This window comes from Desulfobacter sp. (assembly GCA_028768525.1).
Taxonomy (GTDB): domain Bacteria; phylum Desulfobacterota; class Desulfobacteria; order Desulfobacterales; family Desulfobacteraceae; genus Desulfobacter.
Genome location: CP054837.1, coordinates 5,074,405 through 5,086,812, shown reverse-complemented (window position 1 = coordinate 5,086,812; position 12,408 = coordinate 5,074,405). Strand labels below are relative to the sequence as shown.

General features: G+C 40.7%; 12 protein-coding genes. All 12 read left to right on the top strand.

The annotated features are described in order from the left end of the window. The first annotated feature begins 197 nt into the window (after positions 1 to 197). The 12 genes from HUN04_22390 (at position 198) to HUN04_22335 (ending at position 12,307) form a co-directional block, all read left to right on the top strand. Entirely contained in the window at positions 198 to 2,018 is a 1,821-nt protein-coding gene (locus HUN04_22390) for an FRG domain-containing protein (protein WDP92320.1), read from the top strand. Between the two features lie 147 nt (positions 2,019 to 2,165). Beyond that, on the top strand, positions 2,166 to 2,420 hold the full coding sequence (locus HUN04_22385) for a hypothetical protein (protein ID WDP92319.1): 255 nt from the start codon (positions 2,166 to 2,168) through the stop codon (positions 2,418 to 2,420). A 190-nt stretch (positions 2,421 to 2,610) separates the two neighbouring features. Beyond that, complete coding sequence (locus tag HUN04_22380; protein ID WDP92318.1) at positions 2,611 to 2,880, top strand: transposase; 270 nt, start codon at positions 2,611 to 2,613, stop codon at positions 2,878 to 2,880. Positions 2,881 to 2,912: 32 nt separating this feature from the next. Beyond that, positions 2,913 to 3,779: an IS3 family transposase gene (locus HUN04_22375; protein ID WDP92317.1), complete on the top strand. Its 867-nt coding sequence runs from the start codon at positions 2,913 to 2,915 to the stop codon at positions 3,777 to 3,779. Between the two features lie 531 nt (positions 3,780 to 4,310). Then, positions 4,311 to 5,750, top strand: a complete 1,440-nt coding sequence (locus HUN04_22370; GenBank protein WDP93373.1) for an IS21 family transposase — start codon at positions 4,311 to 4,313, stop codon at positions 5,748 to 5,750. After that, positions 5,747 to 6,496: an ATP-binding protein gene (locus tag HUN04_22365; GenBank protein ID WDP92316.1), complete on the top strand. Its 750-nt coding sequence runs from the start codon at positions 5,747 to 5,749 to the stop codon at positions 6,494 to 6,496. The genes HUN04_22370 and HUN04_22365 overlap by 4 nt, the downstream gene beginning before the upstream one ends. After that, a complete protein-coding gene (locus tag HUN04_22360; protein WDP92315.1) occupies positions 6,496 to 6,714 on the top strand; it encodes a hypothetical protein in 219 nt (72 codons plus the stop codon). Before HUN04_22365 ends, HUN04_22360 begins: the two co-directional genes overlap by 1 nt. Before the next feature lie 388 nt (positions 6,715 to 7,102). Next, entirely contained in the window at positions 7,103 to 8,548 is a 1,446-nt protein-coding gene (locus HUN04_22355) for a hypothetical protein (GenBank protein WDP93372.1), read from the top strand. An 84-nt stretch (positions 8,549 to 8,632) separates the two neighbouring features. Next, the gene (locus HUN04_22350) at positions 8,633 to 9,175 is read left to right on the top strand and encodes a GIY-YIG nuclease family protein (GenBank protein ID WDP92314.1); all 543 of its coding nucleotides are present in this window, start codon (positions 8,633 to 8,635) and stop codon (positions 9,173 to 9,175) included. Between the two features lie 115 nt (positions 9,176 to 9,290). Then, complete coding sequence (locus HUN04_22345) at positions 9,291 to 10,040, top strand: hypothetical protein (protein ID WDP92313.1); 750 nt, start codon at positions 9,291 to 9,293, stop codon at positions 10,038 to 10,040. Between the two features lie 454 nt (positions 10,041 to 10,494). Further along, the gene (locus HUN04_22340) at positions 10,495 to 11,745 is read left to right on the top strand and encodes a site-specific integrase (GenBank protein WDP92312.1); all 1,251 of its coding nucleotides are present in this window, start codon (positions 10,495 to 10,497) and stop codon (positions 11,743 to 11,745) included. Then, positions 11,738 to 12,307 carry a hypothetical protein gene (locus HUN04_22335; GenBank protein ID WDP92311.1) on the top strand — a complete coding sequence of 190 codons (570 nt, stop codon included), beginning with the start codon at positions 11,738 to 11,740 and terminating at the stop codon, positions 12,305 to 12,307. The genes HUN04_22340 and HUN04_22335 overlap by 8 nt, the downstream gene beginning before the upstream one ends. Positions 12,308 to 12,408 lie beyond the last annotated feature (101 nt).

The window sequence follows — 12,408 nt, the reverse complement described above, 5'->3', positions numbered from 1 at the left end:
ATACCATTAGTGCTTGGTCAACATTGGTAAGTTGAAAAAAAAATTATAAGCCTTTCCAGATGATGTTAATAATTTCATTATTGTTTTTCCGTATCCCTTCACAGGGTGAATGAACAACTGTAATAACATGATTAAGCATCTGAGTATCGACTTAAAACAAATTCAACCACAGAATGCTGCGACTATGAGAGAAATACATGAAGATAAATGAAGCTGACATATTTTTAAGTGTTTTTTCAGACATAACTTTTCCATACTTAGCAGCAGATCTTGAGTTGCTTGGGAAGACTCTGAAGAAGTCTGAGCGTAAATCCTTTATAAGATTCCCTCTTCCAATAAATCCCTTAAAACGATCAATAGTTGTAGCCAGCCTAAGAGGATTGTTACGCAACCTTGATGTCCCTTTTCCAACCGCCAATTTTTTGGCCCAATCGAATTCAATTGTTCAATCAGGCACTAAAAAAGCACTCTTAGAGATGGCTAAAACCCCTGGATTATTTGGTATCTATGAAACAGAAAATCATTTAATATGGGAGGAAGAGGGGCTCTGGCCGGTTGCATATTCTACATTATTCAAACAAATTATCGGTTTAATTGAGATATTCACGGCTGCTACAGATAAGCAGCGAAAATCAATAAATCCCTCACTCACCAACACTCTCCTCTCGGAATATCCACGTCAAATGCCAACACAGGTGCATTATGCTTTTGCTTCCCTTGGCGCATGGTTAGCGGGCGGTACGAACTTCCAATATTTTTCTCTCTTCGCGACACAGCAACAGCTCTCAGACAGCAACACGAATCGTAGTTATGCCCAAAAAATTGGCTACAATAATGCAGATTCCGATGCACTGGATAAAAGTGGAATAGTTGCACTACCGGCCAGCCTTGTTTTGCCTTTATTGATAGCCCAAGGGATAGATATGCCTATTTTCGGATCAATTCCTATAGATGAAGTCAATGCCGTCAATCTTCCCAATACATTAGATATCAATGAAAAGACAAAAAATAAGCTACCTGGGTTTATTCTTGATAAATACTACAGATCACCTTTTACAGCTCGTGTGCTTGAAAGTACAGGACTACTGGGTGCCAATACAGTACTACGCGATCATTATGCAGACTTTTATGCTGGAGTTGATCAGGTTGCTCTTATTCGCTGTAAACATTACAGCGCACCAGTGATTGAGGTAACAAGCCTAAATGAACTGCGTTCACTCGTAGACAAGATTCCCTCCATAGATAAAAATGGAGTGTTTTTTCGGGGACAAACAAGCTTCTATGAACTAGAACGCGAAGATCGGGTCAAAAGTTTGTTATTTGCTGATTCATGTAATTTGGAACCGTCATTGTTGACATCAGCTAGTAGGCATGGCTTTGACTATGATACCCTGCACTTTGCACTTCGACACTATCTCCAAGAACGCGTCTACTCTAACAATACATTGTCGAACAAGACAGCACGGCATGAATGGCGGAAACAACTATCCTCTCCAACATGTAAGATTGATTACGCTCTAATGGCCTTGGCTCAGCATTATGGGTTCCCGAGCCATGGTCTTGATGTTACTTTAAGCCTTGATGTGGCAACTTGGTTTGCAACACATAAATTCACATACAATGATAGAGGTAAGTCAGAATACAAAAATATAGTCCCTAAAGATTGGTCTTCCGAACCTTTACATTGGCCCGTGGTGTTCGCATGTCAGATGGTTACTCGCTCCACTAACCAATCGTTGCATGACTGTCACGAGCTTGCTGACTTTGGTTTTCGAGCAAAGCGACCAATCGCACAGCAGGCAAAATTCTTTCTTGGTGGACACTCTGATCACCAGAATCGTCTTGCAGAGTGTGTGATATGCGCTTTTCGTCTTCGGCCAAATGTTTATAATACAACTTCTACTTTTGAAAGATTGTTTCCAAAACCAGACGATGATCCGGCATATCGGGTGATACTCGATTTCGCAGCAGAACCAGCTTTTCATGCATTCGAAAAATACGTGAACAAATTTCATTAACTTAATAATATGGTTTGGGTAATGTGTAGGGCCTGGCGTCAAACTTCCTTGATTGCATTACAAATCTCAACAATCCAAATGAACACGGGCAAGCCGGTTATTTGAGGTGTTATGTGTCAAAAAATTATAAGTAGGAAAATATAGAACATGATTGATGGTATAGTAGAAGGCCTTGTCGATGCAGCTCATACATTTTCTATTAATATCTTTCGTGGAATTGGTTGGCTATTCTTTAAAATTATTACTTTCGGTATGTATCCATCTCAAAGCCAATTTAGGTATCGTGAGGAAACGTTTAATATTCATCGATTCATTGCAAGTACTATTGGATTCGCAATATCTGTGGCATATGCTTATCACCTTTTTAAAAAATACGGTAACTTGTTTGATAATTTTTTTTAAGGCTAACAAACAGCCACATAACCAATCGCTGAACTTGACCGGGTAAGTATCGCGGGTTTGCTGGTAGCGCTGTACAAGCGTCAGCCCCTCGGCCCGGCAAGTTAGCTCAACCGTTCAACCCAGGGGGCATGCCCCCCAAAAACAGTACAATGTGATATGTTAGGATCTCCGAGCTAAAAAGGAGATCAAGATGAAAAAGAAACGCTATTCTGAAGAACAGATCGTCAAAATTCTGCTTGAAGCCGAGAAACAGGAAAGACCTATCGCTGAATTCTGCAAGCTGGGAGGATTCTCCGAGCAAAGCTATTACCGCTGGAAAAAGAAATACGGTGGCATGTCCGTTCCGGATGTAAAGCGGCTGCGAGAGTTGGAGAAGGAGAACGTACGATTAAAAAGGCTCCTGGCTGAACGGGACCTCGAAGTTGATGCTCTAAAGGCGGTGGTCTCAAAAAAGTGGTAAAGGTCCCGGATCGCAGGAAAGCCGTACATACTATGACGGAACGGGGCCTTTCAGAATACAAAGCATGTCTGTTTTTGAAGATAAGTCGGTCAAGCTACAGATACCAAGCAAACCCAAGGGATGACACTGTTTTGGTTATCTGGCTAAGAACATTCTCTGGTAAGTATCCGAGGCATGGGTACCGCCAGGCCCATATGCAGTTGGTCAGATCCGGGATGATCATCAATCATAAGAAAGTCGAGCGGCTCTGGCAGGAACAAGGGCTGTGCGTGCCGAGGGTCAGGCGCAAGAGGCGGCGTGGCAAGGGGACAACGCTGCCAATATCAGCGAAGTATCCCAATCATGTATGGACCTATGATTTCATGGAAGATTCCTGCCTTGAAGGGCAGCGGCTGAGATTTTTAACGGTGGTTGACGAATATACACGAGAAAGCCTGGCAATCCACATTGATACCTCAATACCATCTTCACAGGTGAAAATCGTTTTGCAGATTCTATTTGCAACCCGTGGGGTTCCAACATACATCAGGAGCGATAATGGGCCTGAGTTTATTGCATATAAAATCCAGGACTGGCTCAAAGAGCAAGGGGTGAAAACCAAGTACATTGAGCCAGGCAAACCATGGCAGAATCCTTTTGGAGAAAGCTTTAACAGCCGGTTCAGAGACGAATGTCTGAATCAGGAGGTCTTCTATTCCGTCCCGGATGCCAGGGCAATCATAGAGACGTGGCGCCAGTACTACAACACGAAAAGATTGCATAGCAGCCTGGGATATCAGACACCGGAAAACATTAGAAAGGAATGGGAACAATCTTATATGGGGGCTCTGCCCCCAAGCCCCCGGGGTTTAACGCCTACGGGCCATCCGGATGGGCCAAAGGAAAAGGCCACGCTATGAACATGGCCCATCCGTATTGGCACCTGCCGCAGTGCTCGGGTCGCTCCCCAGCGTTGCCCTATCCCCTGGGCAGGTATTTGAAAAGTAGCAAAGGAAGTGGTACACAACAACAATATTTTGAAAATTCGGAGCCTTCCTAACATTGCGGGTTGTACTAAAGAAGGGGGCAAGTCACAGGTAAGAAAGAATTATGAATATAAGAGGTTTAAATTTGTTATGAGCATAGAATCTATATGTAAGCTGAGCTATATTAAGATCTGGTAACATAAATTAAAGAAAACGAGGTGATATGAGCGATCAACCAAGTGAGTATATTGAAACTCTTAAAATTCTAACCACTTTTTTATCCGAAAATATGATTGTTTTTTTGTTAATGCTCTTGGTTGATCAGCGTCATTTATAATTCCCGCCAAACGACAATTAAAATTCCCGAAATTTAAGAATCAAAAAAAATGGTAGAAACATCCAAATTGAACAGAAGGAGAGATTTGGATGGTAACGGACCAGCAAGTGAGGAGGTTGTTCAAGTTGATTCAGTCAGAGAAGAGTTTCGGGATAGCAGCAATGAAAGCTGGAATGGATGAAAAAACAGCTCGAAAGTACCGTGAACACGGGAAGTTGCCGAGTGAACTCAAAACGGATCATACATGGCGCACACGCAAAGATCCGTTTGAGGAGACCTGGGATGGTATCAAAGGCATGTTGACCATAAATCCAGGTCTGGAGGCCAAGACACTGTTTGAGGATTTGCAACGCAGACACCCCGGCCGGTTCGCCGATGGACAATTACGGACCCTGCAACGGAGAATAAAGCAATGGCGTGCTACAGAGGGGCCGCCCAAAGAAATCTTTTTTGCTCAAATTCATAAGCCTGGCGAATTATGCCAGTCAGACTTCACCCACATGGATAAACTGGGCGTCACTATAGGCGGCGTCCCTTTTGACCACCTGATCTACCATTTTGTTTTGACCTATTCCAATTGGGAGACAGGTACAGTCTGTTTTTCAGAGAGTTTCGAAAGCCTGAGCCAGGGCCTGCAAAATGCCCTATGGGAACTTGGTGGTGTGCCGCAGCAACATCGCACCGATTGTCTGACATCCGCTGTTAACAAGGTAAGTCACCCTGAGGAGTTCACCAGCAGGTATCAGGATCTTGTTGACCATTACGGTATCATTCCTTGCAAAACTAACCCTGCCAGCCCCAATGAAAATGGAGACGTGGAGCAGCGCAATTATCGGTTCAAAAAAGCCGTTGACCAGGCCCTGATGCTGAGAGGACACCGGGATTTTAAAGACCGGGAAGAATATGACTTGTTCCTGGCCAAACTGTTCGCACAGCTAAATGCCGGTCGTAGGAAACGGTTTACACAAGAACTGGATCTCCTACACCGGTTGCCCAAACGCCGGCTTGATGCATGTAAAAAGATGGATTTAAAGGTTGGTCCCAGCAGTACCATTCGGGTCAATCACAACGTTTACTCTGTAGACAGCAGGCTCATAGGAGAAAATATCCAGGTCCGCCTCTACATGGAATGCCTGGAGGTCTGGTACGGCCAGAGAAAGGTCGATACTTTGCCAAGGTTGCGGGGTGAGGGCAAATATAAAATCAATTACCGGCATATCATTGACAGCCTGGTCAAAAAACCGGGGGCATTTGAAAATTATCGTTATCGTAATGCCATGTTCCCCACCAGCCGGTTCCGGATTGCCTACGATCATTTAAGAAAGCGTTATACCGTTAAAAGCTCAGCAGCAAGGTATCTGAAAATATTATACCTGGCAGCAAAGACAAGCGAGGTGGCAGTAGACAGCGCCCTGATGGTTCTAATAAACGAGGATCAGGAAATCAGCAAAGAGGCTGTTAAACGCCTTATTGAGTCCAACGCCTCTGTCAGCAGGCCGGATGATGTTCATATCCAGGCAGTTGATTTGACTCGTTATGACCAATTGCTCAAGGGGGTGGCGGCATGATCAATGATCGGGATCAGATAGACACCAATCTTAAAAGCCTCCATATGCCGACCATGCGCCGCAGTTATGAAGAAATGGCGGATCAGGCCAGGGCGGAGGCATGGGGATATGAAAAGTACCTCTTACAATTGTTGAGTCTCGAATGCGAAGTCCGCTGGCAGAACCGGATATCACGTAACCTGAGGGCATCCAAGTTGCCATCTTCCAAGACATTTGAGAATTTTGATAAAAAGCGCCTCCCCTTAAAGGTTGCCAATCATTTAAGTGTCCTGGTCAACGGCGCTTTTTTAGAGCGCTGTGAAAACATCCTGGCCTTTGGTAATCCGGGTAGCGGGAAAACCCATCTGCTCTGTGCCATTGGCCATGAATTAATTGCAAAGGGTAAGCAGGTTCTTTTTATCTCATGCAGTCAGCTCGTCCAGGATCTGCTGATTGCCAAAAGGGATCTTGAGCTAACCAAAAAACTCAAATCCCTCTCCAGGTTTGATGCTGTGATTATAGATGACATTGGGTATGTCCAACAAAGCCGGGGAGAAATGGAAGTGCTGTTTACCTTTTTGGCGGAACGGTATGAACAGGGCAGCCTGATGATCACGAGCAATCTTCCGTTCTCTAAGTGGGAACAGATTTTTAAGGACCCTATGACAACGGCAGCAGCCATCGACAGACTCGTTCATCACAGTATCATCCTTGAATTGAATGTGGAAAGCTATCGCATGGAACAGGCTAAAATGGAGGCCGAATAATGATCGAGACCAGATATACCAGGCAGGAGATTGTTGAGATTATTAAAATGATCCGACTGGATTTATACAATCGAGGCCTGAACTGCGGTGCCGGTGCTATCAGCAAGGAGATGGAAGCGGAAAATATTGAACCAATGCCGTCAGCAAGCACTATCGGACGGATACTATCGATAGAGGGCTTAACCCATGGAAGAACCGGGTTTTGTGATGGTAATTAAAAGGACTTTTTACCGGATTATAATGGGGGCCAGCCCCCAAACCCCCGGAGTTTAGCGCATTATAGACCAAAGTATGAGAGCAAAAAGCGAAAGGCCGTACGTGGAAAATACGGCCCCTCATACTTCAGTCACCTTCTCGGCGCTCAGGTTGCTCTCCAGCATAGCCTTATCCTCCGGAAGGATGGTCTTAAAAAACATAATCAGAATTGTTTTGCAAGTATTTTTTAATGAAATTAAATGGTTACGCAGGTTGGGGAACGGGAGTTTTAATTGTCGTTGAAGGAAAAAAATATTTGTCGTTGATCACTTGGTCTTTACGTGTCGAAAGGCGATTTCAGATCTTATAAATAGATTAACAAGCCTAACATATAAAAAGGGAGAATCTCAAATTGGTATTGAGGCAACATCTCCCAAAATTGCAGATGCAACAGGAGCAAAACCGCATAGTGCTGTCGAAAAATTGACAATTAAAGAAGAAGGCAAAGATGAAATCGATCAGGTGGGGAAGGAGACAACTTGGTTTGGCAAAATGCATGCTGCTTTTAGCGAGGGAAGAATTGACGATGCAAAACGGGTATTCAAAGAATACGCACTTGATGAAAAGGATGAAATTAAGTTAGAAGAAAACAAAGCTTTTTTCCTCTATTTTTTATTTGAGAAGGGAAAAGACAACACAGCAATTTCTCAGCTTGAAGAATTGGCAAGGTCATCTAAAACCGAACAAACTAAACATAATACATTAACTTGGCTTTCTTTTTGTTTTCACGATAGTAGACAAACGAAGAAAGAAATACAGCTATGGAAAAATGCCATCAGTGAAATCACATCAGAACACTTGATTACTGATTCAATTGTAAACCTTTCTCGGGCATTGGATAGAGACGGTGATATTGAAGAGGCCAAAAGAATTCTAATCAAAAGGTTGACGTTAATTCAGGAAGATATTCAAAAATCGAAAATTTATGCGGCTCTTGCTATTATAGAAAAATCGTTAGGGAATAATAATCTTGCTGTCTATTGCAAAGATAAATCATTAGAATATGATGCAAATAATAGAGATGAATTATTTAATTCAGCTTATAGCGCGAGTGAACAAGAAATTGAGGAAATATCAATTAGCAATTACTTGACCTTGCTTCGTATAGATAAGGACAATTCTACAGCCCTAAATAATTTGGGAGTTAGAGCGCAGGAGGCTGGGTTAGCAATCAAGGCGGTAGAAAACTATAAAGAATCATCAAAGCTTAAAAATTCACTGGCAATGGCAAATGAAGGGTATTTGCTCTTAGATGCTGGTTTCACTGAAGAAGCAGAAAGAATTGCTAAAGATGCCTCCCTGATGGATAAGCCCCATGAAAATGTATATAGCCTGTTAGGTAGCATTGCGGAAAAGAAAAAGGAAGAAAATGAAAAATGGGATCGGTTGACTAAAAAATCTTTTGATAGGCAAAAACAGATTAGAAGTTATACAGAACAAATATATCTTGGATCTATTGATAGCCTTGATGGCGAATGGACGTTAGATACTGGAGAGAGCATAACTCTTAATTCCTCGAGCAAAATAATCAACACAACCTGGAAAGAGCCTATCGGAGCACTAAACCCAGAATTATATAAGGTTGAACTCACAGGGAGTATCTCTGGTTCAACTTTTAGCGGTAGATATAAAAGGAAAAAGGAAAGTGACGGTCAATATGCTGGACTCCTGTCGATTTCCAATAACAAAGACATTGCTTGCCTTGGTTTTGTCTCTGATGAAGGAAAAATACTCAATATAATTTCTGAGGACCAAAAGGATGATTTTAGCTTACGCATGAACAAAAAAAGTGCGTAAACTGGATAGAGCAAACACTCAACAATCAAAATGAAGACGGATAAACCGCTTATTTGGGTTGTTATGTGAAAAGAAGGTTACGTCATGTTTGAAACTGCAGATATAAAATCTGATGAACACTTAATAGATTTGGTTAATAGCGTACGTACAAAAATAAAGAACAATATTATCGAGGTTACATATCCTGAGGTTCTAAAACAAAGAAGTGGGAAAAAAATATGGGAAGATTTATATAAAGAGATTGATTCTCTAAACGAAAAGCTTCTTAAAAGTATAGAGAGTCGTGGTGGGATATATATTATATTTTCGGCAAAACCAAACGAAGAATGGGAACTGAAATATATAGGTCAGGTCAAATCGACTGGTACACGACAAAGAATACGTTCACATCTTATTTGGCGCAATAAAGATACTAAATCAGGTAAAAGTACAGGGTCAAAATTTGATGAAGTAATGTCAAAAGTTACTAAAGGTCATGATATAGCGTTTTCCTTTGTTGAGATTAATCCTGAATCTCTACGGCATTATGTAGAAGAAATATTAATTAATAAGTGCCAGCCATCATGGAACTACAACGGAACCAATCTTACTGGGCAAAATAGCAGAAAAAACCGCAGATATTTGTAAGCCACATAACAACGCCAATTCACATGGATGTTTTGCTACGCTACGCCCCAACCGGTAAGCATGGTCGTTCTTGAAGTAAGTCAACATTACAATTTGGACGTAATATTAGAATTTTATGGTTCTTCTTTCAGATATAGATCAAACTGGCAATGAATGCTTAATACCAGGAATAAAAATTGGAAATGATAAGATACCACAAAAAGTTGAAATAGACGATGTGGAGATCGGCGACTTATTGATTTGTTACACTGATGAAGAAATAGAAAACAAATCATTTAATAATCGGGTTATCCAGCAAATGACAAAAGGGATCTATGGTCATGTTGGAATAGTTGTGGATAAATATAGGGTTGTAGATGCTACAGGGAGTGGTGTTAAAATCAATCTCATTGAAGACTTTATAAAAAATTATACCCTCATCACTATAATGAGAGATAAGCACGTTTCATATGACCAGCAAATTGAAATTGTGGGATTTTTAAAAAGGCAAATCGGTAAACCTTACAATAAATCTGGAGCCGCATTACTTCCACTTTGTAGAGAAATTTACTGGAAAAGTCACTACTGGTTAAAGGAACCAAAACGATTAACATACAGGTTGCTTTATCCTTTGATCAAAACTTTTATTCGGCATAGATACAAAGCAGGATTTTTTAACCCAGAAAAATCGAAGTATTTTTGCTCTGAACTAGCATTAGCATCATTTAATAAAATAGGCCGAGCGGACTTTAATCATTGGATAAATCCACTTGTGATATCCCCGAACGATTTAATCAACCAAAATATTGGCTTCACGTTTCAAGGGTATTTAACAAAACATAAAAAAATATATCCACATGAAAACGATATACATGTTGATGAATAGGAGAAAGGACTGATCCGGGCATGGCCCATGGCCGGGGTCGGACCACGAAAGAAGGATGTCAATTAAGGACATAGGTCAAAAAACACCCCCTAAAACAGGCCTATAATCGCTTTTTCGGGGGCAAAAACAGCACTTTAAGAATACAAACAGATTTCAAACCAAAAAAATGAACCGGATAAACCGGTTATTTTCAATGTTAAAATCAATTTAATACCGGATTATCTGGCTTTTTAGAAAAAAATCTTGCCATTAGAAGGAAAATCAAGATAATCTCCAATTAACGTAATTCATTCTTGTTATATCTCTCAATATCTCTCAATGCGCTATTATAATTGCTTTTTAGCGTTTATTCATCTATAATATATTCTATATTCAGATATAAAACATCACTATGCACTACGTATTTCATAGTGCATATATCTATCAAGGGCAATCTCAACCCATTGGAGAGTATATGATGACCGGCAAGACTGAAACCAAATTCAATTTCACAGACCATCAGTTAACGAAAAAAGATATCATCAAAGATAAACGCTATTTTGTCTTTGACCTCAAAACGCCTGGTTTAAGGTGCTGCATTTCTCCAACTGGCACCAAAAGTTTCAGTTATCAGCGGTGGTCTAAAAAACATGGAAAACCCCTTACCAGGACAATAGGAAAATACCCGGCTGTTAGCATAATAGAAGCAAGGGAAAAGGCGAATCAACTTTCAATGCAAATTAATAAAGGCGTCAATATTCAGCTTGCTAAAAATGAAGAGAAAACCAACACCGTGAAGGAGTTCAGTAAAATATTCATGGAGAGCAAGCAGGACAAACGGCCAAATACTATTAAATTATATCAGGGGACATTAGATTTAGATATTATCCCCCAGATTGGAAACTATCAGATAGGAGAGGTTCAGGACCATCATATTGAATCTGTTCTCACAAAAAAGATTAATGATGGATTCCCAGCCAAAGCTCATACTGTTTATCTGGTTTTATCTAATTTTTTCAACTTCTGTGTAAAGAAAAAGCAAATTGAGAGCCACAAAAACCCCATGACAAGTGTTGATAAGCCCGCTGCACCTGAACCACGGGAAAGGACTTTAAATGATGCAGAAATGAAACTTCTGTGGGAGAATCTGACTGATAGTCCCTGTCACAATCTATTGAAGATTCTTCTATTAACCGGACAGAGGATCAATGAAACAAGGTTAATGGAGTTTGATCAGATCAAGTCTGAAAATGTAAATCTTTCAAGTGACCCGGATATCGATGATTGGAAAGAAATTCCGGTTTGGACTATCCCTAAAGGCAATGTAAAAACTAAAAATACCCATAAAATCCCCTTACCGCCACTTGTTCGTAGCATTATCAAACATATTCAGGATCAGGCTCGGACTGAATATGTATTTCCCGGAAGATCAGGGGAGCAGCCTGTCAATCCGAGCACCACGACACGATTTTTGCAAAAGTTCAGTAAAAAGCAGGATATTGATGTCCTTGGGAGTCATGACCTACGGCGTACGGTGAGGACCTACCTCCCCAAATTACGGGTTGATTTTATCGTGAGTGAGAAGATACTGAATCACAGATTGAAAGGGATGCCTGCGGTATATGACCTTCACGATTATCTCCCGGAAATGTATATAGCCCTGAAAAAATGGGAAAAATACCTGACAAGCAATGTCATTTCAGTTGATGAGGAAAGCAATGGGTAATTTCAGGGAAAAGTATCGAGAAAAGGAAATATTTTTTTATTGGAGGTTTGTTAAACGGTGCGAAATCAGCCTAAGGATAAAAAAACCTACGTATAAAATAAAATCTGTTCAATTATGGCTTTACTGTCAGAAAAACAATATTTCGGTTCCAAGGGATGTTGAATACGAATTTAAGGACTGGCTACAGAATAAATTTGAAAATTATTTTGAAAACCACAGCCCGAAAAAATCAACCAGAATGTGGGCAATCAAAAAGCTTATAGAAGGAGATCACGATCAGGAAGTAATAAAACTTGTAATAAGTTGGGCCAATAAATTTACTGGGGATATGCCGGAAGAGGATTCTTCCCGACTGAAGAAGATGTTCAGGATATATGATTATATTAATAGTGCCAGATCAAGAAATATCACAAAAACCAAGGCGTTTGATAAGTGCTCAAAGAAAATGGGTATAAAAGAAGATTCGCTTAGAAGAGAATTTTTCGCCTTCCAAAAGCAGATGAAGAAGCATGGTAACTTCAGAAAAATATTAGACAACTGGTCGAAATTACTGAGAAAATAAGTTTTCTTTCAACTATCACTACTTCAAAATCTGTTTATGCATATCTTATTCAGCATGAACAGATTTCTTACTTTTTAGCCGGAAAAATTTCGTTCGCTTTT